Annotated in this window: 21 protein-coding genes; 14 read left to right on the forward strand and 7 right to left on the reverse strand. The window is 65.7% G+C overall.

Features of this window, described 5'->3' with window-relative positions:
* Window positions 1-37: 37 nt before the first annotated feature.
* Complete coding sequence (locus QW863_RS06125; RefSeq protein WP_315714866.1) at window positions 38-3,160, forward strand: CusA/CzcA family heavy metal efflux RND transporter; 3,123 nt, start codon at window positions 38-40, stop codon at window positions 3,158-3,160.
* On the opposite strand, the gene QW863_RS06130 is transcribed toward QW863_RS06125, so the two are convergent.
* On the reverse strand, window positions 3,157-3,804 hold the full coding sequence (locus QW863_RS06130) for an ATP-binding cassette domain-containing protein (RefSeq protein WP_315714865.1): 648 nt from the start codon (window positions 3,802-3,804) through the stop codon (window positions 3,157-3,159). The two genes, QW863_RS06125 and QW863_RS06130, sit on opposite strands and share 4 nt — an antisense overlap.
* A gap of 286 nt (window positions 3,805-4,090) precedes the next feature.
* On the opposite strand from QW863_RS06130, the gene QW863_RS06135 reads away from it, so the two are divergent.
* A complete protein-coding gene (locus tag QW863_RS06135; RefSeq protein WP_315714864.1) occupies window positions 4,091-5,170 on the forward strand; it encodes an AI-2E family transporter in 1,080 nt (359 codons plus the stop codon).
* 443 nt (window positions 5,171-5,613) lie between these two features.
* Entirely contained in the window at window positions 5,614-6,636 is a 1,023-nt protein-coding gene (locus QW863_RS06140; RefSeq protein WP_315714996.1) for a fatty acid desaturase, read from the forward strand.
* Between the two features lie 105 nt (window positions 6,637-6,741).
* On the opposite strand, the gene QW863_RS06145 is transcribed toward QW863_RS06140, so the two are convergent.
* From QW863_RS06145 to ilvD, 3 genes are all read right to left on the reverse strand, one after another.
* On the reverse strand, window positions 6,742-7,245 hold the full coding sequence (locus QW863_RS06145) for a hypothetical protein (protein ID WP_315714863.1): 504 nt from the start codon (window positions 7,243-7,245) through the stop codon (window positions 6,742-6,744).
* A 394-nt stretch (window positions 7,246-7,639) separates the two neighbouring features.
* The gene (locus QW863_RS06150) at window positions 7,640-8,605 is read right to left on the reverse strand and encodes an amidohydrolase family protein (RefSeq protein ID WP_315714862.1); all 966 of its coding nucleotides are present in this window, start codon (window positions 8,603-8,605) and stop codon (window positions 7,640-7,642) included.
* 216 nt (window positions 8,606-8,821) lie between these two features.
* Window positions 8,822-10,663, reverse strand: coding sequence for a dihydroxy-acid dehydratase (gene ilvD, locus QW863_RS06155; protein ID WP_315714861.1), 1,842 nt, complete (start codon window positions 10,661-10,663; stop codon window positions 8,822-8,824).
* Between the two features lie 319 nt (window positions 10,664-10,982).
* Between ilvD and QW863_RS06160 the strand changes: the two genes are divergently transcribed.
* Both QW863_RS06160 and QW863_RS06165 read left to right on the forward strand, forming a co-directional pair.
* Window positions 10,983-11,348: a copper resistance protein CopC gene (locus QW863_RS06160; protein WP_315714860.1), complete on the forward strand. Its 366-nt coding sequence runs from the start codon at window positions 10,983-10,985 to the stop codon at window positions 11,346-11,348.
* Between the two features lie 2 nt (window positions 11,349-11,350).
* The gene (locus tag QW863_RS06165) at window positions 11,351-13,009 is read left to right on the forward strand and encodes a copper resistance D family protein (RefSeq protein WP_315714859.1); all 1,659 of its coding nucleotides are present in this window, start codon (window positions 11,351-11,353) and stop codon (window positions 13,007-13,009) included.
* Between the two features lie 6 nt (window positions 13,010-13,015).
* Here QW863_RS06165 and QW863_RS06170 read toward each other — a convergent pair whose 3' ends face one another.
* A complete protein-coding gene (locus tag QW863_RS06170; RefSeq protein WP_315714858.1) occupies window positions 13,016-13,522 on the reverse strand; it encodes a DUF3455 domain-containing protein in 507 nt (168 codons plus the stop codon).
* Window positions 13,523-13,621: 99 nt separating this feature from the next.
* Window positions 13,622-14,836: an NADP-dependent isocitrate dehydrogenase gene (locus QW863_RS06175; protein WP_315714857.1), complete on the reverse strand. Its 1,215-nt coding sequence runs from the start codon at window positions 14,834-14,836 to the stop codon at window positions 13,622-13,624.
* A gap of 298 nt (window positions 14,837-15,134) precedes the next feature.
* Between QW863_RS06175 and QW863_RS06180 the strand changes: the two genes are divergently transcribed.
* From QW863_RS06180 to QW863_RS06195, 4 genes are all read left to right on the forward strand, one after another.
* Window positions 15,135-16,334: a TrmJ/YjtD family RNA methyltransferase gene (locus tag QW863_RS06180; RefSeq protein ID WP_315714856.1), complete on the forward strand. Its 1,200-nt coding sequence runs from the start codon at window positions 15,135-15,137 to the stop codon at window positions 16,332-16,334.
* A 255-nt stretch (window positions 16,335-16,589) separates the two neighbouring features.
* The gene (locus QW863_RS06185) at window positions 16,590-17,435 is read left to right on the forward strand and encodes a hypothetical protein (protein ID WP_315714855.1); all 846 of its coding nucleotides are present in this window, start codon (window positions 16,590-16,592) and stop codon (window positions 17,433-17,435) included.
* 187 nt (window positions 17,436-17,622) lie between these two features.
* On the forward strand, window positions 17,623-18,741 hold the full coding sequence (locus QW863_RS06190; RefSeq protein WP_315714854.1) for a DUF2336 domain-containing protein: 1,119 nt from the start codon (window positions 17,623-17,625) through the stop codon (window positions 18,739-18,741).
* 39 nt (window positions 18,742-18,780) lie between these two features.
* Window positions 18,781-18,996 carry a hypothetical protein gene (locus tag QW863_RS06195; protein ID WP_315714853.1) on the forward strand — a complete coding sequence of 72 codons (216 nt, stop codon included), beginning with the start codon at window positions 18,781-18,783 and terminating at the stop codon, window positions 18,994-18,996.
* A 31-nt stretch (window positions 18,997-19,027) separates the two neighbouring features.
* Here QW863_RS06195 and QW863_RS06200 read toward each other — a convergent pair whose 3' ends face one another.
* Window positions 19,028-19,711, reverse strand: a complete 684-nt coding sequence (locus QW863_RS06200) for a TetR/AcrR family transcriptional regulator (RefSeq protein WP_315714852.1) — start codon at window positions 19,709-19,711, stop codon at window positions 19,028-19,030.
* 257 nt (window positions 19,712-19,968) lie between these two features.
* Between QW863_RS06200 and QW863_RS06205 the strand changes: the two genes are divergently transcribed.
* The 5 genes from QW863_RS06205 (at window position 19,969) to ntrB (ending at window position 25,140) form a co-directional block, all read left to right on the forward strand.
* Entirely contained in the window at window positions 19,969-20,511 is a 543-nt protein-coding gene (locus tag QW863_RS06205; protein WP_315714851.1) for an OsmC family protein, read from the forward strand.
* Window positions 20,512-20,545: 34 nt separating this feature from the next.
* Window positions 20,546-21,682: an acyl-CoA dehydrogenase family protein gene (locus QW863_RS06210; protein ID WP_409977891.1), complete on the forward strand. Its 1,137-nt coding sequence runs from the start codon at window positions 20,546-20,548 to the stop codon at window positions 21,680-21,682.
* Window positions 21,683-21,731: 49 nt separating this feature from the next.
* Window positions 21,732-22,607 (forward strand): sulfurtransferase, encoded by an 876-nt coding sequence (locus QW863_RS06215; RefSeq protein ID WP_315714850.1) that lies wholly within the window; start codon window positions 21,732-21,734, stop codon window positions 22,605-22,607.
* Between the two features lie 96 nt (window positions 22,608-22,703).
* Window positions 22,704-24,089 carry a CmpA/NrtA family ABC transporter substrate-binding protein gene (locus QW863_RS06220; RefSeq protein ID WP_315714849.1) on the forward strand — a complete coding sequence of 462 codons (1,386 nt, stop codon included), beginning with the start codon at window positions 22,704-22,706 and terminating at the stop codon, window positions 24,087-24,089.
* Window positions 24,090-24,300: 211 nt separating this feature from the next.
* Window positions 24,301-25,140 (forward strand): nitrate ABC transporter permease, encoded by an 840-nt coding sequence (gene ntrB / locus QW863_RS06225; RefSeq protein ID WP_315714848.1) that lies wholly within the window; start codon window positions 24,301-24,303, stop codon window positions 25,138-25,140.
* Window positions 25,141-25,160 lie beyond the last annotated feature (20 nt).

Consider the following 25,160-nt stretch of genomic DNA (forward strand, 5'->3'; position numbering starts at 1 on the left):
GCTTCTCCTGCATGCCTTCCTGAAAGTGCCGATCTGAATGGACCGTCTCGTCGCCATCGCCGTTCAGCGGCGCTTCCTGATGGTCGGAATGTTCGTCGCCGTCCTGATCGGGGGTCTGATCGCATTCCGCCAGCTCAACATCGAGGCCTATCCCGATCCGACCCCGCCGATGGTCGACATCGTGACGCAGAGCCCCGGCCTCTCGGCCGAGGAGATCGAGCGTTACATCACGATCCCGATCGAGACCCAGGTCGCCGGCATCAAGAACCTGCGCACCATTCGGACGATCTCGCTGTACGGCCTGTCCGACGTCAAGCTGCAGTTCTCGTTCGACTACACCTACGACGAGGCCCTGCAGCAGGTGCTGAACCGCCTGTCGCAATTGTCGCCGCTGCCCGGCAACGTCACGCCGCAAATCTCGCCCTTGAGCGCGGTCGGCGAGATCTATCGCTACCGGCTGCGCGGTCCGCCCGGCTACAGCGTGCTCGACCTCAAGACCTTGCAGGACTGGGTGCTGCAGCGGCGCTTCCGCGCCGTGCCGGGTGTCATCGACGTTACCGGCTGGGGCGGCAAGACCAAGACCTATGAGATCCAGGTCGACTTCAACAAGCTGGTCGCCAACGGCCTGACCCTGCCGCAGCTCCTGCAGGCGGTCGGCAACTCCAACATCAATGTCGGCGGCAACACGGTCGAGATCGGCACGCAGTCGGCGGTCGTGCGCGGCGTCGGCCTGATCCGCTCGATGGAGGACCTTGCCAGCACCATGGTGTCGCAGAGCGGCGGCAATCCGGTGCTGGTGAAGGACGTCGCCAATGTCACGGTGGCGGAGAAGCCACGGCTCGGTATCGCCGGCCTCAACAACAACGACGACATCGTCCAGGGCATCGTGCTGATGCGGCGCGGCGAGCAGAGCTCGCCGACCATCGCGCGGGTCGAGCAACTGGTCGACCAGATCAACAGCTCCAGCATCCTGCCGCCCGGCGTGCGGATCGAGCGCATCTACGACCGCAAGGACCTGATCGATACCACGACGCACACTGTGCTCCACAACATGGTGGTCGGCATCGGCCTGATCGTGCTGCTGCAGTGGGTGTTTCTCGGCAATCTGCGCAGCGCGCTGATCGTCGGCGCCACGATTCCGTTTGCGTTGTTCTTCGCCGTCATCATCCTGGTGCTGCGCGGCGAGTCCGCCAACCTGCTGTCGGTCGGCGCGATCGATTTCGGCCTGATCGTCGATGCCACCGTCATCATGGTCGAGGCGATCTTCCGCCGGCTGACGCAAACCACGCCATTGTCCGAGGCCGAGGAGAGCCACATCTCGCCGGAGACGATGATGGGCATGAAGAGCCACGCGATCCTGTCGGCGGCTGCCGACGTGTCGCGCTCGATCTTCTTTGCCGCGGCGATCATCATCGCCGCCTTCCTGCCGCTGTTCACCCTGAGCGGCGTCGAGGGCAACATCTTCGGGCCGATGGCGCGCACCTATGCCTATGCGCTCGCCGGCGGTCTGCTTGCGACCTTCACCGTGACGCCGGCGCTGAGCGCGATCATCCTGCCGGCACATGTCGAGGAGACCGAGACCCGGCTGATGCGGCTGCTGCACGCGATCTATTCGCCGGTGCTGCGCTGGGCGGTGGGCAACCGCAATCTGGTGATGACCGGCGCGATCGGTCTCGTGCTGCTGACCGCGGTGGTCGGCCGGCTGCTCGGGCTCGAATTCCTGCCCAAGCTGGAGGAGGGCAATCTCTGGATCCGCGCGACCCTGCCGCCGACGATCTCGCTGCAGGAGGGCAATGCCTATGTCAACGAGATGCGCAAGATCATCCGCGCGCGGCCCGAGGTCGAGGCGGTGGTCTCGCAGCACGGCCGTCCCGACGATGGCACGGACGCGGCCGGCTTCTTCAATGCCGAGTTCTTCGCGCCGCTGAAGCCGGTCAAGGACTGGCCCGGCACCAAGGACAAGGACCAGCTCACCGCGGAGCTCTTGAAGCAGCTCGACGACCGCTTTCCCGGCGTCGAGTTCAACTTCTCGCAATATCTGCAGGACAACGTCTCGGAAGCCGTGTCCGGCGTGAAGGGCGAGAACTCGATCAAGCTCTATGGCAATGATCTGCAGGCGCTGACGGACACCGCCAACAAGATCAAGCAGGTGCTGTCGACGGTGCAGGGCGTCACCGATCTTGCGGTGTTCACCTCGCTCGGCCAGCCGACGGTGCAGATCGACATCGATCGGGCCAAGGCTGCGCGCTACGGGCTGGCGCCCGGTGACATCAACGCCACCATCAAGGTGGCGATCGGCGGCGACACTGCGGGCGATCTCTACGAGCCCGGCTCCGACCGGCATTTCCCGATCATCGTTCGTCTGGCGCCGGAATATCGCAAGAGCGCGGAGGCGATCGAGAATTTGCGCATCGGCGCGCAGGGGCCGAACGGCATCACCCAGATTCCTCTGAGCGAGGTCGCGACCATCAAGCTGGTCTCGGGCGCAGCCTATATCTATCGCGAGCAGCAGGAGCGCTATCTGCCGATCAAGTTCTCGGTGCGCGAGCGCGACCTCGGCAGCGCGATCCAGGAGGCGCAGCAGAAGGTCGCCGAGCAGGTGCAGCTGCCGCCGGGCTCGCGCGTCGAGTGGGTCGGCGAGTTCGGCAATCTCCAGGACGCGATCAAACGGCTGTCGATCGTGGTGCCGATCAGCCTCGCGCTGATCGGCGTGCTCCTGTGGTTCAATTTCGGCTCGATGGCCGACACCTTGCTCGCCATGAGCGTGATCCCGATGGCGATCTTCGGTGGCGTGGTCGGCCTCGTTTTGACCGGCATTCCGTTCAGCGTGTCCGCGGCGATCGGCTTCATCGCGCTGTTCGGCATCGCCGTGATGGACGGCATCATCATCCTTTCGCAGTTCAACCAGCTGATCGACGAGGGCGTCGACCGCATCGAGGCGGTCATCCGCACCGGCGAATTGCAGCTTCGTCCGGTGCTGATGACCTGCGTCGTCGCCGGCATCGGGCTGATGCCGGCCGCGGTGTCGACCGGCATCGGCTCGCAGGTGCAGAAGCCGCTCGCGATCGTCGTGGTCACCGGCATGATGCTGGCGCCGGTGGTCATCCTCATCACGCTGCCGGTCCTGATCTCGCTGTTCTCGCGGCGACGGGTCCGCTAGATGCGCATGTGCTCGTCGATGCGCGCGGCGGAGTCACGATCGACCGCGGCGGCATCGACGATCTCGCCGCGCTTGAACACGAGGTATCTGTCGCTGATCGAGAGCGCGAATGGCAGATGCTGCTCGACCACGATCATGGAGGTGCCGATCTCGCGCCGGACGCGCACCAGCACCTCGGACAGCCGGTCGACGACGGACGGCTGCAGACCTTCCGTGACCTCGTCGAGCAGCAGCACGTCGGGCTTCGCCATCAGCGCGCGCGCCACGATCAGCATCTTCTGCTCGCCGCCGGACAGCGTGCCGGCCCGCTGGCTCAGCCGCCTGGTCAGCACCGGAAACCAGCCTCCGACCTGCTCGAAACGCGCGCTCATGTCACCGTCCGTGAGCACGCCAAGTCTGAGATTGTCGCGGACCGACAGGTCCTGGAACAGCGCATGTTCCTGGGGAACATAGACCAGCCCCATCTTCCGCTTCAGATGCGGCGCTATTCGCGTCACGTCCTTGCCTGCAAGTTTCACTCCGCCGCACCAGGCCGGCGGGAAGCCGACGATGGCCTTGAGCAGCGAGGTCTTGCCCATGCCGTTCTTGCCGACGATGGCGAGGGTTTCGGCTTTGCCGAGCGCAAAACCGACGTTGCTGATCACCTCCGACGAGCCGTAGCCGCTTGCGCGCTCGTCGACGTCCAGAACTCTGCTCGTTTGCTGATTTTCAGAAGCGATTTATTTGTCGCGCAGGCTCTTGAAATCGGCGTTGTTGCTGGAGCGGCAGACAAATTCGGCATTCTGGAGCATGTTTTCGCCGGCAACATCGCGTCGTGGCGGGGGCCAAAGTCGAATTCGAACGTTGACCATCTCGCGACCAGGCGGCAAACCGTCCGCCGTGGAGGAAGGAACGGTCCAACTCACGGTCCCGGTCCGATAGGAAAGCCAGATGCGTAGCCTCGAAGACCGAGCCCTGCTTCTCTTGCTCGTCGCGATATCGCTGATGTTCGGGTGGATCCTGCTGCCGTTCTACGGCGCGGTTCTGTGGGGCATCATCGGCGTCATCGTCTTCGTTCCGCTGCACCGCTGGCTGTCGCGATCGATGCACGGCCGACACGGCCTGGCGGCGGCCGTCGTGGTGTTGATCTTCGTCGTGATCGTCATCCTTCCGCTGTCACTGATCGGGGCGTCGCTGGCGCAGGAGGCCTCCGGAGTCTACAAACAGATGCAGTCCGGTCAGCTCGACATCGGACAGTACTTTCGGAAGATGCTGGCCGCGCTTCCGACATGGGTGGTCGATATGCTCAACCGATTCGGGCTCGGCAGCCTCGCCGGAATGAAGGACAAGCTGTCGGCCGGCCTGCTGAAGGGCAGCGAGGTCATTGCGAGCCAGGCGCTCGTGATCGGACAGGGGACGTTCGAGGTCTTCGTCAATCTGTTCATCATGGTCTATCTGCTGTTCTTCCTGCTGCGTGACGAAGAGACGCTATCGGAGCGCATCAAGAGCGCCATTCCCCTGCGCCCGGAGCAACGCGATGCGCTGCTGCGCAAATTCACGGTGGTCATCCGCGCGACGGTGAAGGGCAGTCTGCTCGTCGCTCTGGCGCAAGGCGCGCTGGGCGGCCTGATGTTCTGGTTTCTCGGCATCAACGCGCCCCTGCTGTGGGCGGTCGTGATGGCCTTCCTGTCCCTGCTTCCGGCAGTGGGAGCGGGCCTCGTCTGGTTTCCGGTCGCGCTCTATCTCCTGGCCACCGGATCGATCTGGCAGGGCGTGGTCCTGATCGCCTATGGCGCCCTCGTCATCGGCCTCGTCGACAATGTCCTGCGTCCGATCCTGGTCGGACAGGACACCAAGATGCCCGACTATGTGGTGCTGATTTCGACATTGGGCGGGATCGAGGCATTCGGCCTCAACGGGTTCGTCATCGGGCCCGTGATCGCGGCAATGTTCATCGCAATCTGGGACATTTTCTCCACCTCGCGTCGCGAGGGGGCCGTGGCGCAGGATGCCTCGCGCGGGACGGGGTGAAGGGAACGCGGTGCACAATCGAAGCGGCATTTCATCGGGCGGATTAACGGATCGTAACCCGTCCTCTCCTAGCAATGAGGCGTTCGACGGGTTAAGTTCCATTGATCCGCCGCACGCGCTCTTTACCCGTCTCCTGACGGGCGTCCGCATCCCAGACTTTCTCGTCCAGAGCGGTTCATCGCGGGGCGCACGATGAACCATTTGGCTTCGACGGCGGTTAAACCGACGAAAGCTCGTGATTTCGAACTCCTGCAGCCCGTTCGGCGCTGCGCAGGGGTCCATTTGGCCGCGGTCGCGCCATGCGCGATCGCCAAGAACACAAGGTGGAGACGACATTGCAGTTCGATCAGCCAGTCGCGACGGCGACTGTGCCGCCCAAGGACCGCGCCACGCCGCGCGCCGGCGACGACGAGGGCCGCGCGGCGGCCGACGCCCGCTACTGGATGCAGATTCTCAGCAGCTATCGCACACCAAACCGCGTCCGCAGCGTCACCGAGCTGGTGATCACGGCGGTGCCGCTGGTGGCGCTGTGGGCGGCAGCCTGGTTCACATTCTCGCTCGGCCATGCCTGGGCGTCGTTGCTCATCGCGATTCCTGCTGGCGCCTTCCTGGTGCGCCTGTTCATGATCCAGCACGATTGCGGCCACGGCACCTTCTTCGCCGGGCGTCAGGCGAACGACTGGGTCGGCCGCGTCCTCGGCGTGCTGACCCTGACACCTTACGACTGGTGGCGGCGCACCCACGCGATCCACCACGCCAGCAGCGGCAACCTCGACAGGCGCGGCATCGGCGACATCGATACGTTGACGGTGCGGGAATATCAGGCGCGATCGACCTGGGGCCGTCTGCGCTACCGGCTGTACCGCCACCCGCTGGTCATGTTCGTCGCAGGACCCGCCTACCTGTTCTTCCTGCAGCACCGCCTGCCGTTCGGCCTCATGCGCGCCGGCTGGTCGCCCTGGGTCAGCACGATGGCGACCAATTTCGGCATCGCCCTGATCGTCGCCGGGCTGGTGTGGCTGATCGGCATCCAGGCGTTCCTGGTCGTGCATCTCCCGATCATGCTGCTCGCCGCCATGGCCGGGGTGTGGCTGTTCTATGTCCAGCATCAGTTCGAGCACACCGTCTGGGAGCGGAGCGAGCGCTGGACGCAGCAGCAGGCCGCGCTCTACGGCAGCTCACATTACGACCTGCCGGCATGGCTGCACTGGCTCACCGCCAATATCGGCATCCACCACGTCCACCATCTCTCGAGCCGGATTCCCTATTACAGGCTGCCGGTGGTGCTGCGCGATCATCCCGAGCTGCGCGAGATCGGCCGCATCACGCTGCCCGAGAGCCTGCGCTGCGTCCGGCTGGTGCTGTGGGACGAGTCGCAGCGCCGGCTGGTGTCGTTCCGCGAAGCCGGAGCGGGAGCATTGGAGCTTCGGACAACGACACCGAAGCTCGCTGGGCCACAACCATAGTACGTAGATGAGGCAGAGGCGCGCGAACGACCTGCCCACATACAAGTTCTGAGCCGGCGGATTGGGCCGTCAGATGGAAACCCAGGCGCGACGACCGCGCGCGTCTCAGGCCGCGCCGCTTTGTTTGGCCGGTGCCTGTCGTTGGGCCGCCGACCAGGATGCGTGGAACCAGCCGCCGAGGCCCCAGGGGTGAGTCCGTTCCAACCAGATGAACGGTCCCATCGGCGTTTCAAACTTGCCGGGCTGGGGCCCGACCACACCCCGACCATGCAGCAACTCGCCCTGCCAGCCTTCGTTCTTGGAGCCTTCCGCGCCGACATGAAGCCGGTAGGCCCAGGGCTCGGTGTCCATGATGACGTTGCCCTGCGCCGTCTTCATCCAGGCGATGGTGTCGGCGTGGATCGCACCAAAGGGATGGAAAGGACGGTCCTCGGGGACGCCGACGAATACGCCGACGCCGGTCTTGACCGTCGCGCCGGCGGCGATCGTCATGGGCTCGCCTTTCTGATCGTACAGCACGCCGTGCCAGTTCTGCGATCTCGTGCCCGGCGCAGTGACGATGATCTGGTAGGCGAGGCGCGGCTCGTCGAGGAGCGGCTCTTGTGACATGATCGTCTCCCATCCATGCGGGCCGGCGTGACCGCCGGGACACGTGCGGCCCTATTCTGACGCAGTATCGGCACGGCGCTAGATCGGGCGTTGATCTGAATCAACCATCACGAGTGGAGTGCAATTTCAGATTGAGTAAAAGGCTGGTGCGGAGTGTCAGCGGACGCGCCGTGCCCACCGCCCGTCGGTCGTAGTAATCGACCTCATAGTAGGACGGCAGGCACGCATCTTCCTTCGCTCTGTCGAGCGAAGGCAGATGCCTTGTCCGTCCTGCGGGCTAAAGGCTCAATCCCTCACCGGCGCTTGAGGCGAACGCGGCGTAGGCCTTCAGGGCGGCGTAGCATCGTGCGGCGGGTTACGCTGCGCTAACCCGCCCTACGGACTAACAACGCCATCAAAACCCGTACAGCTTCGCCGGATTATCGACCAGGATCTTCTCGCGGACCGCGGCGTCCGGCGCCCAGACCGGGAGCTGGTTCATCAGGCGGCCGTCGTCGATGGGATAGAAGGGCCTGATATCCGTGACCTTCAATTCGGGATGCGGCGACGAATCCGGGTGGGGCCAGTCGGTGCCCCAGACGATGCGGTCCGGGTTGGCTTCGATCAGGGCCTTCGCGAACGGGATCACATCGGTGTAGTCGGGACCGCGGGTCGAGGCGCGGTAGGCGCCGGAGATCTTCACATAGGCCTTGCCGCTGCGGACGAGCTCGACCAGATCGGCAAAGCCCGGCTGCCCGAGGCCGAGATCGGCCTGCGCGCCGCCGAAATGGTCGAACACGGCCGGCACGGGCGATTGCATCACGAGGTCCTTGATGGCCGCGATCATCGCCGTGTTGGTGTAGAGCTGGACGTGCCAGCCCCGCGCCTTCATCCGCTCGACCGCGGCCTGGAAGCGGGCGCGGCCGACATTGGGGTCATTGATGCCACCGGTCGCGAGATTGAGGCGGATGCCGCGGAAGCCCTCGGCATGCATGGCATCCAATTGCGCCTCGGTGGTCTTGTCGTCGATGACGGCGACGCCGCGCGCGTCATTGCCGCGCGCCTTCATCCCGTACAGCGTCGCGGAGTTGTCGGTGCCGTAGACGCTTGGCGTCACGATCACCACGCGCTGGATGTGCAGGGCCTTGTGCAGCGCCGCCATCTCCTCGGGCAGGGCCGGCTCCGGCGTGTAGACGCGGTTCGCTGCAAACGGGAATTGTTTCGGATCACCGTGGATATGGGTGTGGCAGTCGCAGGCTTGCGCCGGCACGTCGAAATCGACCGGGGTCGAAGGTTGCGCCGGCTTGGCGCGGGCGGCTGTCGTGGTCATCGTCACTCCGGCGGCAAGCGAGGCGAGCAGCAGGCTGCGGCGGTTCAGCATGGCGATCCTTCCCAGGGCCTGGCGCGTGCATTGTGGCTGACGCGCTCATTGTCGATGAAGGGAGCCTGAACCCGCTGTCGTCAGTGGGCAACAACGAAGTGCGGCATGGCTGTTCGCAGGACGAGAGCGAGACGAGGAAGTCTATGGTGAGGCCGCGGCCGCCGGCCGCAGCAACCGGTCGGAAAGGACCGGTGCTGCCGACCGAACAGATCGGTCTTACTCCTTGACGATCCGCACCGCGCCCTTGGCGGCGCTCGACGCGAACGCGGCGTAGGCCTTCAGCGCGGTCGAGACCTTGCGGGCGCGCGTCTTTGGCTTCCAGGCTTGATCGCCCTTCGCCTCCATCGCGGCGCGGCGGTTGGCGAGCTCCTCGTCCGACACTGCGAGATGAATGGCGCGGCTGGGAATGTCGATCTCGATGCGGTCGCCGTCCTGCACCAGGCCGATCAGGCCGCCCTCGGCGGCTTCCGGCGAGACGTGGCCGATCGACAGCCCCGAGGTGCCGCCGGAGAAGCGGCCGTCGGTGATCAGTGCACAGGCCTTGCCGAGGCCCTTCGACTTCAGATAGCTGGTCGGATACAGCATCTCCTGCATGCCCGGGCCGCCGCGCGGGCCCTCATAGATGATGACGACGACGTCGCCGGCCTTGATCTTGTTGGTCAGGATCGCTTCGACCGCGGCGTCCTGGCTCTCCATCACGCGCGCAGGACCCGAGAACTTCAGGATCGAGGCATCGACGCCCGCGGTCTTCACGATGCAGCCGTCGCGCGCGATGTTGCCGGTCAGCACCGCGAGGCCGCCATCCTTGGAATAGGCATGCGCGAGGTCGCGGATGCAGCCCTTCTCGCGATCGAGATCGAGCTCCTGATAGCGGCGGTCCTGGCTGAACGCGACCTGCGTCGGCACGCCGCCGGGGGCGGCCATGTAGAAGTTCTTCACGCTCTCGCTCGACGTCTGGCGGATGTCCCAGCGCTCCAGCGCTGCTGCCAGCGAGGCCGAATGCACGCTCGGCAATTCGGTGTGCAGCAGGCCGGCGCGGGCGAGCTCGCCGAGGATGCCCATCACGCCGCCGGCGCGATGCACGTCCTCCATGTGCACGTCGGCCACGGCCGGCGCGACCTTGCACAGGCAGGGGACCTTGCGCGAGAGGCGATCGATGTCGGTCATGGTGAACGGGATCTCGCCCTCATGGGCGGCGGCGAGCAGATGCAGCACGGTGTTGGTCGAGCCGCCCATCGCGATGTCCATGCTCATCGCGTTCTCGAACGCCTTGAAGTTGGCGATGTTGCGGGGGAGCACGGACGCATCGTCCTGCTCGTAATAGCGGCGGGCGAGGTCGACGACGAGATGACCGGCCTCGACGAACAGGCCGCGGCGGTCGGCATGGGTCGCCAGCACCGAGCCGTTGCCGGGCAGCGACAGGCCGAGCGCCTCGGTCAGGCAGTTCATCGAATTCGCCGTGAACATGCCCGAGCAGGAGCCGCAGGTCGGGCAGGCCGAGCGCTCCATCACCTCGACATCGGCATCCGACACCTTGTCGTCGGCGGCCACGATCATCGCGTCGATCAGGTCGACCTTGCGCAGCTTGCCTTCGATGTTGACCTTGCCGGCCTCCATCGGGCCGCCGGAGACGAACACCGCGGGGATGTTGAGGCGCATCGCGGCCATCAGCATGCCGGGCGTGATCTTGTCGCAGTTGGAGATGCAGACCATGGCGTCGGCGCAGTGCGCGTTGACCATGTATTCGACGCTGTCGGCGATCAGCTCGCGCGACGGCAGGCTGTAGAGCATGCCGTCATGGCCCATCGCGATGCCGTCGTCGACAGCGATCGTGTTGAACTCCTTGGCGACGCCGCCGGCCTTCTCGATCTCGCGGGCGACCAGCTGGCCGAGGTCCTTGAGGTGGACATGGCCGGGCACGAACTGGGTGAAGGAGTTGACGACGGCGATGATCGGCTTGCCGAAATCCTCGTTGGTCATGCCGGTGGCGCGCCACAGGCCGCGGGCGCCGGCCATGTTGCGGCCATGGGTGGAGGTTCGGGAGCGATAGGCGGGCATGACGGTTTCCTTAGGCGTTCCTCGGGATCAGGCAATGTTGGTCCGCGGGCGGAAGGGTCCCGACAACCGACGGACGGCAATGATGCGGCGAGGCATACAGCGAAGTGCTTGATGATTCGACCCTAAATTTCGCTGTTCCGGGATGCCCTGCGGGCAGGGCCGGGGCCTCGTGCCGCTGCCGGAGGTGCCGGCCGGCCCCGGTCACGCGTTTGTGGCTACGTGGGGAACAGGAAGGTCGCTTAGATTAGAACGGTCGAGTTTTGTTCGTCCCGATCCAGCCCGAACGTTCCTGCCGCAGCCTCCGCCGCCCGCGCGTCCCATGCCGTCCGTCATCCGCTTCCGCCATCTGCCGACCCTTGCCGCGCTGCTTCTGGGCGTTCCCGGCGCCGCCTCGGCTCATGCCGTCATCGTCTCGTCGCAGCCCGCGGCGGGCGGGACCATCGAGACGCAGCCGACAATGATCCGGCTGCGCTTCAACAGCCGCATCGATCACGCCCGCTCGCGGCTGAAGCTGCGCGCGCCCGACGGTGCCGAGCAGGCGCTTACTCCGGCAGTCGATGCGCCGGCCGACGAGATCGACGCCGAGGCCAAGGCGCTCAGCCCCGGCGCCTGGCACCTGCAATGGCAGGTGCTCAGCGTCGATGGCCACATCACCCGCGGCGACATTCCTTTCAACGTGCGCTAGCCGTGTCGCTGTTGCTCGACATCTTCGGCTATCTCTCGGTGGTGCTGCGAGGCCTGACCCTGCTGGCACAGTCCTTCACCATCGGCGGCTTGGCATTTCTGCTGTTGCTGCTGCGCCCGCTACAGCAAAGGCTGTCCGCTGACGCGATCGTGGTCGGGAAGCGCGGCCAGCGCTTCCTGCGCCGAAGCGCATTCGGCTGGTTCGCGGTCGTGCTGGCTTCGCTCGCAGTCAACATGGGCGCGCTGATCGGGACGCTCGATCTGTCGCTCGGCGCGGCGGCGAGCGCGGATTTCGCACGCTCCGGCCTGGCTGTTGCCGCGTGCGCGCTCGGCATCGCCGTGCTCGCCCGGACCGGCAGCTGGGCCGCCTGGCGCGTCCTGACGCTGACCGTGCTGGCCGTCTCAGCGCTGCTGCTGCAGCTCAACCTGACGCACGCGGCGAGCCGGCTCGAGGTGCGCTGGCCGCTGCTCGCCGCCGACTTCCTTCACATGCTCGGCGCCGGCGTCTGGATCGGCGGCCTGCCGTATTTCATGATGGCGCTGAACGGCTGCAAGGCGGATGACGATCAGCGCAGAATCGGACGGCGCTACTCGTTGATGTCGATGGTCTCGGTGGCGGCGATCGTGCTCGGCGGCATCGTGATGGCGATCGCCTATCTCGGCTCGTTCGCGGCGATCTACGGTACGGCCTATGGTGTGATGACCTCGGCCAAGGTCGCGATGCTGCTGATGCTGCTCGCGCTCGGGGCGGGCAATTTCCTGGCCGTGGAGCGCCTGCGTCGCCGTGATCCCGCAGCGCCGCTGCTGCGGATGAAGCGCTTCGTCGAGGTCGAACTCGGCATCGGGTTGACGGTGCTCCTGACGGCGGGCTCGCTGACCTCGCTGCCGCCGGGCATCGACCTCAGCCAGGACCGCCTGAACTGGGCCGAGATCGTCGAGCGCGCCGCGCCGCAACGGCCGCGGCTGACCAGCCCCTCGGTCGACCAGCTCACGATCTCGCAGTTGCAGGCGAGGATCGACGCCGCCGACGCGCAGCGCGTGACGGCGCCGCAAGCCTACGTGCCGGGCGAGGGCGTGATCCTGCCGCGCAGCGCCGCCGAAATCGCCTGGTCGGAATACAACCACCATTGGGCCGGCATCTTCGTCGTGCTGATCGGGCTGCTCGCGCTGATCGAACGCTTCGCCTGGGGACGCTGGGCACGGCACTGGCCGTTGCTGTTCCTGGTGATGGCGGCGTTCCTGTTTCTCCGCGCCGACGAGATGGCCTGGCCGCTCGGCCCGATCGGCTTCTTCGCGTCGCTGCGCGATCCCGAAGTGGCGCAGCACCGGCTGTTCGTGGTGCTGATCGTCCTGTTCGGCCTGTTCGAATGGCGGGTGCGGCTGCGCGGGCAACAGGCGGGGCGGGCGGCGCTGGTGTTTCCGCTGACGGTCGCCGCCGGCGGCGCGCTGCTGCTGACCCATTCGCACGCCATCGCCAACATCAAGGATCAGCTCCTGATCGAGATGAGCCACACGCCGCTGGCGCTGTGCGGCATCATCGCCGGCTGGGCGCGCTGGCTCGAGCTGCGCCTGGACGGCCGCATCAGCCGCGCCGCCGCCTGGGTCTGGCCGGTGGCCTTCGTGCTGGTCGGGCTGATCCTGCTGGATTATCGCGAGGCGTGAGCAGCCTTACTGCTTCTGCAGGAACACGTAGTCCGCGGAATAGGCCACGCTGCGGAGTTGCCCGGCGGTCTCGCAGGCGCCCTCCAGCTTGCCGCCCGACGTGTTGATCCGCTGCACGGTGGTGACGTCCGACAGCACGCCCTTGCTGCCGCGGTGGGAGACGACGGCGAGCTTCAGCCAGGGGATGTCGTTGTCGGTGGCGCCGATGGCGGTGCCCTGGACGCGGCCGCCGACGATCGAGCCGTCCTGGTGCTCCCAGCTCGGGCCGGCGTAGTGCCGACCGACGGTCTTGCCGTCCTCGAACAGACTGGCGATCGGTTCGCGAAAGGTCCAGGCGAGCTTGCCGTCCTTGTCGGTCTTGCAGTCGTAGACCTGCGCGCCTTCGGCATGCAGCGTCAGCACGGCCTTTTCGCCGGCGGCGATCAGCGCGTCGGGAATCGTGGTCTCTGCAGCGTGGGAGGAGCCGATCTGGGCCCCGAGCAACAGCAGGGCGAGCGATGAGGTCAAGCGCATGATCAGGTTCCTCGACAGCAGGAGTGAAACAGAAACGGGCCACGCTTGTGGCGCGGCCCGTTGATAGGTGACGAAACCAGAAGGCGAAAGTGGGGAAACTTACGCCGCCATCGCCTTGGTCAGGTTCTCGGCGATCTTGTCGAGGAAGCCGGTGGTCGAGAGCCAGCGCTGATCGGCGCCGACCAGGAGCGCGAGGTCTTTGGTCATGTAGCCGGACTCGACGGTGTCGACGCAGACCTTCTCCAGGGTGGCGGCGAACTTCGCCAGTTCGGCGTTGTTGTCGAGCTTGGCGCGGTGCGACAGGCCGCGGGTCCAGGCGAAGATCGAGGCGATCGAGTTGGTCGAGGTCTCCTTGCCCTTCTGGTGCTCGCGGAAGTGGCGGGTCACCGTGCCGTGGGCCGCCTCGGCCTCGACGGTCTGGCCGTCCGGGGTCATCAGCACCGAGGTCATCAGGCCGAGCGAGCCGTAGCCCTGCGCCACGGTGTCGGACTGCACGTCGCCGTCATAGTTCTTGCAGGCCCAGACATAGCCGCCCGACCACTTCAGCGCCGCGGCGACCATGTCGTCGATCAGGCGGTGCTCATAGGTGATCTTCTTGGCCTCGAACTTGTCCTTGAACTCCTTCTCGTACACCTCCTGGAAGATGTCCTTGAAGCGGCCGTCATAGACCTTCAGGATGGTGTTCTTGGTCGACAGGTAGACCGAGTAGTTCTTGGCGAGGCCCATGTTGAGCGAGGCGCGGGCGAAGTCGTAGATCGACTCGTCGAGGTTGTACATCTCCATCGCGACGCCGGCGCCGGGCGCCTTGAAGACCTCCTTCTCGATCACGGTGCCGTCGTCGCCGACGAACTTCATCGTCAGCACGCCCTTGCCGGGGAACTTGAAGTCGGTGGCGCGGTACTGGTCGCCATAGGCGTGGCGGCCGATGATGATCGGCTTGGTCCAGCCGGGAACGAGGCGCGGCACGTTCTTGCAGATGATCGGCTCGCGGAACACGACGCCGCCGAGGATGTTGCGGATGGTGCCGTTCGGCGACTTCCACATCTCCTTGAGACCGAACTCCTTCACCCGGGCCTCGTCGGGGGTGATGGTGGCGCACTTGACGCCGACGCCGACCTTCTTGATGGCGTTGGCGGCATCGATCGTGATCTGGTCGTTGGTCTTGTCGCGGCTCTCCATCCCCAGGTCGAAATACATCAGGTCGATATCAAGGAAGGGGTTGATCAGCTTGTCCTTGATGTACTGCCAGATGATCCGGGTCATCTCGTCGCCGTCGAGCTCGACGACCGGGTTGGTCACCTTGATTTTTGCCATGATCGATGGGGCCTTCTTGGGAACAGCGCGCCAGGAATGGAAAGCGCTTGTGAAATCAAGCGCGTCATAGCACTGCTGCACCGCGGGCGGAAGCGCACCCGGTATGCGTCCGGTGCTGATTTTCGCAGCCCGCTCATGCGGTGGGCAACGGCGGCCGCGGGCCGGCCTGCCGTTTCGCGCAAACTGCAAAATTCAGGCTTAAGCCGATTATTTTGCTTGAGAATTCTCATCAGCCGGGCCAACGAGCGGGCAGGGCGCGATCGGCGCTTCAACCGGATCTGGAAGTCGAGGATTGAGCGTGTCGGGCACCGACAAGACAAAGGCGGGCGTGGAGATCGCAGGGCCAGTGGTGATCCTGGTCGAGCCGCAGCTCGGCGAGAACATCGGCATGGCCGCGCGCGCCATGGGCAATTTTGCGTTGTCGGAGCTGCGACTGGTCAACCCGCGCGACGGCTGGCCGAACATCGCCGCCCAGCGGGCGGCGGCCGGGGCCGACCACATCATCGATCATGTCCGACTGTTCGACACCCTGCCGGAGGCGATCGCCGACCTCGACCTGGTGTTCGCGACCACCGCCCGCGCCCACGACCAGGCCAAGCCGGTGATGGGACCAGAGGCGGCCGCCCGCGAGATGCAGGGCCAGATTGCCGCCGGCGGCCGGGCCGGCATCCTGTTCGGCCGCGAGCGGGCGGGGCTCACCAACGAGGAGGTCGCCCGCGCAAACCGCATCATCACCTACCCGGTCAACCCCGGCTTTGCCTCGCTGAACCTCGCCCAGGCGGTGCTGCTGATGGGCTATGAATGGTTCAAGCTGGTGACATCGGGCGCGCTGCCCTTCGCCATGCCCGAACGCTCGGAGCGCGCCGGCCAGGGACAGATGGAGGCGTTCTTCGAGAACCTGGTGCGCGAGCTCGACCGGGTCGAATTCCTGCGGCCCGCCGAGAAGCGCGAGACCATGCTGGTCAACCTGCGCAACATCTTCTTCCGCATGGAGCCGTCGCGGCAGGACATCCACACCCTGCACGGCGTGGTCATGGCGATCGCCGAGGGGCGCAAGGGGCCGGCCAAGGGCGGCGTGCTCGACAGCGAGCAGGCGACGCGCCTGCGGGCGCTGATCGCCGAGCAGGGCACGGTGGCCAACCTGCCGGATTCGCGCGGCTCGCTGCGCGGGCTGGCGCGGCTGCTCCGCCGCAACCCGACCGACGCCGAGCGCGCGCTGTGGCACGCGCTGTCGCGCGACCGCCGCTTCGCCGGCCAGTTCAAGCGCCAGACCCCGGTCGGCCGCCACATCCCCGACTTCGTCTCCTTCATCCACCGCCTCGCCATCGAGCTGGTCGGCCCCGACGAGAGCGAAGGCGTCGTCGCTGATCGCAGCGCAAGGCGGGCGTGGCTGGAAAGCCGCGACTATCGCGTCACCGAGGTGAAGGCGGCGGATGTCGAGGCGAATCTGGAGGCCGAGCTGGTGCGGCTGCAGGCGGTGATCGCCGCAGCCAAGTAGTCGCCGACGGTCGCATCGCGAGCCGCGTGGCGGCTATCAATGGCTTCGCGCGTCCGTTCATCACGCGCAAGCGTCGATTGAGTTGCCGCGTGGCATGCGCGGCCCTCGCAACTCATCCGCGCCCGGCAGGCCCCGAGTCTGCGATCTCGTTTACACCGGCTGAACGATGATTTGTGAACGCAATTCCAGATTGTGGTTCTCCCAATCGGTTCTGGTTAGATCGCAGCACCAAGAGCAAGACCTAAGGGGGCATTCATGGCTACGCGACGATGGCGCTCGATTCTGTGTTGTGCGTTGATCATCGGCTCGATCTTCGGCTTGTCGGCAAGCGCCGAACCGGCGGCACCGAAGCGGTGCACGACGGCGGCCGATCTCGGTGCCGACGAGCGCATCGCCGGCTGCACTGTCGTGATCGAGCGCGGCAAGCCGGCGACGCCGCAGGTGATCGAAGCCCGTTTCGCACGCGCCGGCGCCTACTTCCACAAGGGAGACGTCGAGCATGCGATCGACGACTACAAGATCGTCATCGAGCAGTCCTCGGCTGGTCTTCTTGCCGCATTCGATCGCGCCGCTCCTGATCTGCGCGAGAGCGAGCCGCAGCCGGGGTCGGGTTTCGGGCGGGCGTTCGGTCGCAACGGCTACCGCGCGCAGGCCTATCGCGCGCTGGGGATCGCAAGCTTCCAGGCCGGTCTCCTGGAGGAGGCGCAGGACGATTTCAGATGGCTCAGCGAGATCGATCCCCACAATGCGGAGGCGGCCTTGTGGCTGGATCTGGCGCGCCGCCGTGCCGGGCTGGGGAGCGAGCTCGCCGACCACGCGAAGCGGCTCGACATGGGCAAATGGCCGGCCCCGATCGTCCGTCTCTTCCTCGGGCAGGAGACGACGGAGGCTGTGCTTGCGGCGGCCGACCGCGGTGCTCCCGTCACGCGCCGGGCACGGCGTTGCGAGGCGAGCTTCTTCGCCGGCGAGCTGATGCTCGACCAGAGTCGTGAGCGCGACGCCATGCAACTGATCGACCGGGCTCTCGCCGAGTGTCCGTTGACATCGCGCGAACGCTCGGTCGCCGAGGCGGAGGCGCGCGCGCTCCGCATCATGCCGTAAAAGTCATGCGGAGAGGCGCGGCAATCCCGCAGCGAGCTGTTCTCCGGCCGCATGCTTAACGCGCGCGTGCGCATTTGAGTGAAAATGCCCGGTCAAATCCGCACGCGGCGGGTTACGGAACGCTCGGGTTCGAACGGTATGGTCTGCGCATTGCCCTTTCATCGTTGCAACTGTGCGGCCTTTCATCATGAACGAAACCAGATCCGTGTTGCGGGACCTCGAGGATGCGATTGCGCGGGGGACCGCGGACAGCCGCGAGCGCGCGCTGTGGCATGCGACCGACCTGCTGATCGCGGGGCGCTACTGCGAGGAGGAGATCGCCACCTTCGGCGAGGTGATCGGCCGGCTCGCCGACGAGATCGAGATCGAAGCGCGCGCCAAGCTCGCGGATCGCCTCGCCAGGATCGAATATTCGCCGGCCAGCGTCATCCGCAAGCTCGCCTTCGACGACGAGATCTGGGTCGCCGGCCCGGTGTTGCGCGAATCCGAGCGGCTCGATGACGCCACGCTGGTCGAGAACGCCAGCACCAAGAGCCAGGACCATCTGCTCGCGATCGCCGAACGAAAGACGTTGAGCCCCGCCGTGACCGACGTGCTGGCGACGCGCGGCGACCGTGCCGTCGCCACGGCGGTGGCGCGCAATCAGGGCGCCCAGTTCTCCGGCGCCGGATTCCTGCACATGGTCAAGCGGGCCGAGAACGACTCGATTCTCGCCGAGCATCTCGGCCGCCGGCTCGACATCCCCCGCCATCTGTTCCAGCAACTGATCGCCAAGGCCTCGGACGATGTCGGCAAGCGGCTGGCAGGGGAGCGGCCGGAGCTGCTTGGCGAGATCAACAGCTCGGTCGCCAACATCGCCGGCGACCTGCAGTCGAAGTTCGGACCCGGCTCGCGCAACTACTTCGTCGCCAAGCGGACCGTGACGATCCAGCACCGCCTCGGCAATCTGCACGAGAGCACCATCGCCGGCTATGCGACCGCGCACAAGGTCGAGGAGGTGACGATCGGCCTCGCGCTGCTGTCGGGATTGCCGGTCGACGTCGTCGAGCGCGCCTTGTTCGACCGCAACCGCGAGATGCTGCTGATGCTCGCCAAGGCGCTTGGCTTTACCTGGGATACGATGATGGCGCTCGCGTTCCTCGGCGCCCGCGACCACCGCATCACGGCCGGCGAGTTGCAGGAGCTGGAGCGTGACTATGCCAAGCTCCAGTCGCTGACATCGCGCAGCGTGCTCGAATTCTATCAGTCCCGCAAGAATCCAGGCAAAGGCGGCAAAGCATCCGCGCCGCGCGCCGTAGCCTATTGAACCTGCAGCGACGGATGGAGGTGATCGCGGATGAAGGGTATGGGACTTCCTCTTCGCAGAGAGCAACGGCTCGGCCATCGCGAGGCGCCTGCGGACCGCGCGGCGGTCGATGCGGCTTGGCACGTGCTCGAAGCGGCCAACGAGCTCGGCGATGAGGCTGCAGTGGCCGCCTGCCGCCGCGTCATCGATGCGAGCCTCAACGGCGCGGGCGCAGATCAGGCGGACCTGAAGCTGGTAACGGAGTATTTCCGCTAGTTCTGTCGCTCGGTTCGCGGGGCAGGGCGGCTCAGACCGCAGCGAGCTGCGGGCCCGCCGCCTTGCTGTTGCGCTGGCCCGCCTTCAGCTTCGCCGGCTCGATCAGCGCCTTCGCGGCCAGCCCGGCGGTGTCCGCGACCTCGGGATTGCGCGACACCATCGCCGCCACGATCGCGCCGTCGATCAGCAGTGCAAGCTGATGCGAGAAGCTCTCCGGCTCGGCAGCGCCCATCTCACGGGCGAGCTTCTCGATATGCGCCAGCACCACTTTCTTGTGGCGCATTGCGATGGTGCGAAACTGCTTCTGGTCCTTGTCGTGCTCGCCGACCGCATTGATGAAGGGGCAGCCGTAGAAGCGCTCCTCGCCGAACCAGCTCTTCAGCGCCGGAAAGATGCGTGCCAGCTTGGTCTCGGCGTCACCGCCGCCGCTCTCCATTTCCGCGATGAACCATTCGCGCCACTGCTTGCCTTCGCTTTCCAGCACGGCGGTAACCAGCGCGGTCTTCGATCCGAACAGCTTGTAGAGTGTGGTCTTCGCGGTGCCGGCCTCGCTGATGATCGCATCGATCCCGGTGGCATTGATGCCGTTCTTGCAGAACAGCCGCGTGGCGGCGCCGAGCAGGCGGCCGCGCGCGGATTCGTCATCGCCGGCCGAGATCGTCCTCGCGATCGCCTGCTTCTTGCCGGTTTGTTTGCCCGCAACTGACTTTGCCATGCGCGCAAGCTTAATCGCTGTGCGCGTGACTCAGCAAGACTGCTGATGTGCTCGAGGCAGCATTGCGCTCAATTTGATCTCCGAAGGCGGCATTCTGCACTGCGCTTGGGCAGCGGAGGTGACGCAACGGCTCGCCACTTGCCGCGATGATCGCGTAAGCCGCGAGGATCACTCCGGCTTTTGATTTTCGGCCTCTCTGGCACGCTTCGTGCAGGATACAGACCGTTCGGTATCCTCATCCCAGGGAGAGAAATGAGATGACCGCTGTGGTTCAGAAGACGGCGCTGACGGGCTGCCTTGCACCCATCGACAAGAACGGGCTTGAACAGCTCATCGTCAACGGCAAGGCCAACCCCAAGGTCATCAAGACCCTGAAGTGCAAGACCGTCGCCGAGGGCAAGTTCCGCCACGCCAACTACATCCGCAACCTCGCGCCCTACATCGTCGACGAGCCGCCGGGGCTGCTCGGTGACGACACTGCGCCAAATCCGTCGGAAGCCTCGCTCGCCGCGCTCGGCTCCTGCCTGGCCGTCGGCCTGCATGCCAATGCGGTGCATCGCGGCTGGACCGTCAACAAGCTCGAGCTGGAGCTCGAGGGCGATCTCAACATCACCGCAGTCTGGGGCACCGGCGACGTCAGCGAGAAGCCGGTCGGCTTCACCGACGTCCGCGTCAAGGTCGACATGGAGTGCGAGGGCATTCCGCAGGAGGAGGTCAAGGCGCTGATCGACCACGTCAAGAAGTGGTCGCCGGTCGCCAACACCTTCACGCGTCCGGTCAATCTCGAGGTCGGGATCTGAGGCGGCCCTCGAGGTCAGCGTAGCGGAGGACGTCATGAACTCAGTAGTCTCGGGTTCACTCGGACAGCATCTGGCGGTCGACGGCGCGGGCGTCATGCCCATACCGTCGACCGTGGAGCAGGTCACGGCGATCGCGCGCAAGGAGCTCGCGCCGCTGGCCGCTGGCATCGACGCCGGGACGGTGTACCCGGCCGACGTGCTCCGCCGCTTCGGCGAGGTCGGCGCGTGGAGCAGCCACGTGCCGGAAAATGGCGCGGCGGATCTCAACTGCGCGATCGACACCATCGGCGCGATCGGTGAGGTCTGCGGCGCCTCTGCCTTCATGGCGTGGTGCCAGAACACGCTGGTCTGGTACATCGCCAACTCGCCCAACAAGGCGCTCGTCGACCGTCTTCTCGACGACGCCGCGAGCGGCCGGTTGCTCGGTGGCACCGGCTTGTCCAATCCGATGAAGAGCTTCTTCGGTATCGAGAAGCTCAAGCTCAGGGGGCGCAAGGTCGAGGGCGGCTACGTCGTGCGCGGCGTGCTGCCCTGGGTCTCGAACCTCGGGCCGGACCACATGTTCGGCACGATCTTCGAGCGTGAGGACGCGCCCGGCGAGATCGTGATGTTCATCGCCGACTGTGCCGATCCGGCGGTGACCCTGCAGCCATGCCAGCCGTTCCTGGCGATGGACGGCACCGGCACCTACGGCATCCAGTTTCGCGACCTGTTCGTGCCGGACGAACTGATCCTGGCCGATCCCGCCGGTCCCTTCGTCAAGAAGATCCGTGCCGGATTCATCATGTTGCAGGCCGGCATGGCGCTCGGCCTGATCAAGGACTGCATCAAGATCATGCAGGAGGTCGAGGCGCCGCTCGGCCACGTCAACCGCTATCTGCCGCAGCAGCCGGTCGATTTCAGCGCGCTCGCCGATGAACTCGCGAAGGAGACGGCCGAACTCGCCAGCGATCCGTTCAACCCCGACGAGACTTATTGGCGCAAGGTCGTGGCGCTGCGCCTGCGTGCCGGCGAGGCCAGCGTCGCTGCGGCTCATGCCGCGATGCTCCATTGCGGAGCCCGCGGCTACCTCAAGGGCAATCGCGCCGAACGTCGCCTGCGCGAGGCCTATTTCGTCGCGATCGTGACTCCCGCGACCAAGCAGCTCCGCAAGATGCTCGCCGACGGCTGACGCCGGCGAGAACGGCAAACCAACAAATCCCAACCAGGAGAGGCCTGCCATGACGGACGTTCTGATTACAGCCGGCGAACTCGCTGAGTTCACCAAGACCGAGCCGTGTGTCGTGATCGACACCCGCAATCCCGATGCCTACGCCGCGGGACATCTCCCCGGCGCCGTCAACGTCCACGAGATCTTCACCTATCTCGCGACGTCCACGCCGGAAGGCATGGAGGAATTGAAGACGAAGTTTGCGGACGCGTTCGGCGCCGCCGGCCTTTCGGGCGCCGAGACCGCCGTCGTCTACGAACAGTCGATGAACTCCGGCTTCGGCCAGTCGTGCCGCGGCTATTTCCTGCTCACGATGCTCGGCTATCCCAAGGTCAAGGTGCTGCATGGCGGCTACGATGCCTGGGTGGCCGCCGGCATGCCGGTGACGACCGACGTGCCGTCGCCGGCCAAGGCCTCGTTCGCCATCGTGCCGGAGGCGGGCAGCATCCTGATCGACGCCAAGGCGATGCTGGCGGCGGTTGGCAATCCCGCTATCGCGATCCTCGACGTCCGCGATGTCGATGAGTGGATCGGCGATTCCTCCTCGCCCTACGGCAAGGATTTCTGTCCGCGCAAAGGCCGCATCCCCGGCGCCGTCTGGCTCGAATGGTACCGCATGATGAAGCCGACCGCCGAAGGCCCGCGCTTCAAGTCGAAGGACGAGATCCTCGCCGAATGCGCCACCGTCGGCATCACGGTCGACACGCCGGTTTATCTCTACTGCTTCAAGGGCGCGCGGGCCTCGAACACCTTCCTGGCGCTGAAGAACGCCGGCGTGAAGGATGTGCGGATGTACTTCGGCTCGTGGAACGAGTGGTCGCGCGACCCGTCCCTGCCGATCGAGGAAGGACTTCCGATGCCGGCGATGACCAGCAAGGCGGCATAGAAGCTGCATGTTAAGCACGTCCGGCCGCTGAAAAATGCGGCCGGATGAGCAGTTCGAAGGCGCTGACAGCGCAGGTGTGACAAAGGGGCGCAGCACATGTCGATTTTCGATGATCCGTTCGATGCCGATTCACGCGTGAATGCCGGTTGTATCTGCGGCCAGCATCGCAGCCCGGCCGAACATGAGCACGCCGCGCTGGCGCTGCGCTGCGAGCCCGTGGCGGACTCCACCGAGAAGCGCTACCAGAACGTGGTCGCGTCAGCCGTGCTGCGCGCGGTGTTTCCGCAAGCTGCCACCCGCCGCGCGTTTCTGAAGTCGGTCGGCGCCGCCACTGCGCTCGCCGCAGTGTCCCAGTTCTTCCCGCTGAAGACCGCGACCGAGGCGTTCGCCGAAGCGGGCACGCCCGAGAAGAAGGATCTCAAGGTCGGCTTCATCCCGATCACCTGCGCGACCCCGATCATCATGGCGGCGCCGCTCGGCTTCTATGCCAAGGCCGGGCTGAACGTCGAGGTCGTCAAGACCGCCGGCTGGGCCGTCATCCGCGACAAGACCATCAACAAGGAATACGACGCCTCGCACATGCTGGCGCCGATGCCGATCGCGATCTCGCTCGGCCTCGGTGCACAGCCGATCCCGTTCACCGTGCCCGCGATCGAGAACATCAACGGGCAGGGCATTACGCTTGCGATGAAGCACAAGGACAAGCGCAACCCGAAGGACTGGAAGGGCATGAAGTTCGCCATTCCGTTCGACTATTCGATGCACAACTATCTCCTGCGCTATTATCTCGCCGAGCACGGCATCGATCCCGACACCGACGTGCAGCTGCGCTCGGTGCCGCCGCCGGAGATGGTCGCGAACCTGCGCGCCGACAACATCGACGGCTTCCTCGCGCCCGACAACATCTGCCAGCGCGCGATCTTTGACGGCGTCGGCTTCCTGCACATCCTGTCGAAGGAGATCTGGGACGGTCACCCCTGCTGCAGCTTCGCGGCGAGCCGCGAGTTCATCACCACGGCGCCGAACAGCTTTGCCGCTCTCACCCGCGCCATCGTCGATGCCACCGCGTACGCGTCGAAGGCTGAGAACCGCAAGCAGATCGCGGAGGCGATCGCTCCGGCGAATTACATCAATGCGCCGGTGACCGTCATGGAGCAGGTCTTGACCGGCACCTACGCCGATGGCCTCGGCGGCGTGAAGACCGATCCGAAGCGCGTCGATTTCGATCCGTTCCCGTGGCAGTCCTTCGCGGTGTGGATGCTGACGCAGATGAAGCGCTGGGGGCAGATCAAGGGCGACGTCGACTACAAGGCGGTCGCCGAGCAGATCTATCTCGCCACCGACACCCGCAAGGTCATGACCGAGATGGGCCTGACGCCGCCGACGGACTCCTATAAATCGTTCTCGGTGATGGGCAAGTCGTTCGATCCGACCAAGCCGGACGACTACGTCGCCAGCTTCAAGATCAAGAAGGCGTCGTGATGGGAGGAATGGGCGCGACGCTGCTGATCCCACCCATGGTGATGAACACGCCGCCAACCACACCACCGGTGTCGTCCCCGCGAACGCGGGGACCCATACGCCGTGACCTGTCTTGGGGCGGGGGCGGTAGCGACAATCGTTTCCACCAACTGACGACGGTGGTTATGGGTCCCTGCGTTCGCAGGGACGACACTGTGAGTGGAGCGCCGGCATGACCTCCTCTCTTCGTCTGCGCGCCGCCGTCGTCTCGATCGTGCTGCTGGCCGTGTTCCTCGGCGCCTGGCATATCGCGACGCGCAGCACGGGCGCCGCGGCCAACATGAGCCCGGAATACGCCAAGCTGATGGGCATGACGGCCACGCAGGGCAAGTCGGCGATGCCCGGGCCGCTCGATGTCGGTGCCAAGCTGTGGGAGCATCTGCGGCGGCCGTTCTACGACAATGGTCCGAACGACAAGGGGCTCGGCATCCAGCTCGCCTTCTCGCTCGGGCGGGTCATGCTTGGCTACCTGATCGCAGTCGCGGTCGCGATCCCGCTCGGCTTCCTGATCGGCATGTCGCCCTTGATGAGCAAGGCGCTCGATCCGTTCATCCAGATTCTCAAGCCCATCTCGCCGCTCGCCTGGATGCCGCTCGCGCTCTACACCATCAAGGATTCCAGCCTGTCGGCGATCTTCGTGATCTTCATCTGCTCGGTGTGGCCGATGCTCATCAACACCGCCTTCGGCGTCGCCAGCGTGCGCAAGGAATGGATCAACGTCGCCCGCACGCTCGAGGTCGGGAATTTCCGCCGGGCCTTCACGGTCATCCTGCCGGCTGCGGCGCCGACGATCCTCACCGGCATGCGGATCTCGATCGGCATCGCCTGGCTCGTCATCGTCGCCGCCGAGATGCTCGTCGGGGGCACCGGCATCGGCTACTTCGTCTGGAACGAGTGGAACAACCTCTCGATCACCAACGTGATCATCGCGATCCTGCTGATCGGCCTGGTCGGCATGGTGCTGGATCAGATGCTGGCCCGCGTCTCGCGACTCGTGACGTTTCCGGAGTAGGGCGGTGATGATGAAGCGAG

Source organism: Bradyrhizobium sp. SZCCHNR1017 (assembly GCF_032381375.1).
In the GTDB taxonomy this organism is placed as follows: Bacteria; Pseudomonadota; Alphaproteobacteria; order Rhizobiales; family Xanthobacteraceae; genus Bradyrhizobium.

What these genes read in the sequence shown, in the direction of transcription:
- QW863_RS06185 (WP_315714855.1), top strand. Translation starts at nt 16,590, where the DNA reads ATGGCTACGCGACGATGGCGCTCGATTCTGTGTTGTGCGTTGATCATC.
- QW863_RS06195 (WP_315714853.1), top strand. Translation starts at nt 18,781, where the DNA reads ATGGGACTTCCTCTTCGCAGAGAGCAACGGCTCGGCCATCGCGAGGCG.
- QW863_RS06205 (WP_315714851.1), top strand. Translation starts at nt 19,969, where the DNA reads ATGACCGCTGTGGTTCAGAAGACGGCGCTGACGGGCTGCCTTGCACCC.
- QW863_RS06210 (WP_409977891.1), top strand. Translation starts at nt 20,546, where the DNA reads ATGAACTCAGTAGTCTCGGGTTCACTCGGACAGCATCTGGCGGTCGAC.
- QW863_RS06200 (WP_315714852.1), bottom strand. Translation starts at nt 19,711, where the DNA reads ATGGCAAAGTCAGTTGCGGGCAAACAAACCGGCAAGAAGCAGGCGATC.
- QW863_RS06135 (WP_315714864.1), top strand. Translation starts at nt 4,091, where the DNA reads ATGCGTAGCCTCGAAGACCGAGCCCTGCTTCTCTTGCTCGTCGCGATA.
- QW863_RS06175 (WP_315714857.1), bottom strand. Translation starts at nt 14,836, where the DNA reads ATGGCAAAAATCAAGGTGACCAACCCGGTCGTCGAGCTCGACGGCGAC.
- ilvD (WP_315714861.1), bottom strand. Translation starts at nt 10,663, where the DNA reads ATGCCCGCCTATCGCTCCCGAACCTCCACCCATGGCCGCAACATGGCC.
- QW863_RS06145 (WP_315714863.1), bottom strand. Translation starts at nt 7,245, where the DNA reads ATGTCACAAGAGCCGCTCCTCGACGAGCCGCGCCTCGCCTACCAGATC.
- QW863_RS06220 (WP_315714849.1), top strand. Translation starts at nt 22,704, where the DNA reads ATGTCGATTTTCGATGATCCGTTCGATGCCGATTCACGCGTGAATGCC.
- QW863_RS06160 (WP_315714860.1), top strand. Translation starts at nt 10,983, where the DNA reads ATGCCGTCCGTCATCCGCTTCCGCCATCTGCCGACCCTTGCCGCGCTG.
- QW863_RS06150 (WP_315714862.1), bottom strand. Translation starts at nt 8,605, where the DNA reads ATGCTGAACCGCCGCAGCCTGCTGCTCGCCTCGCTTGCCGCCGGAGTG.
- QW863_RS06125 (WP_315714866.1), top strand. Translation starts at nt 38, where the DNA reads ATGGACCGTCTCGTCGCCATCGCCGTTCAGCGGCGCTTCCTGATGGTC.
- QW863_RS06190 (WP_315714854.1), top strand. Translation starts at nt 17,623, where the DNA reads ATGAACGAAACCAGATCCGTGTTGCGGGACCTCGAGGATGCGATTGCG.
- ntrB (WP_315714848.1), top strand. Translation starts at nt 24,301, where the DNA reads ATGACCTCCTCTCTTCGTCTGCGCGCCGCCGTCGTCTCGATCGTGCTG.
- QW863_RS06215 (WP_315714850.1), top strand. Translation starts at nt 21,732, where the DNA reads ATGACGGACGTTCTGATTACAGCCGGCGAACTCGCTGAGTTCACCAAG.
- QW863_RS06140 (WP_315714996.1), top strand. Translation starts at nt 5,614, where the DNA reads ATGCAGATTCTCAGCAGCTATCGCACACCAAACCGCGTCCGCAGCGTC.
- QW863_RS06170 (WP_315714858.1), bottom strand. Translation starts at nt 13,522, where the DNA reads ATGCGCTTGACCTCATCGCTCGCCCTGCTGTTGCTCGGGGCCCAGATC.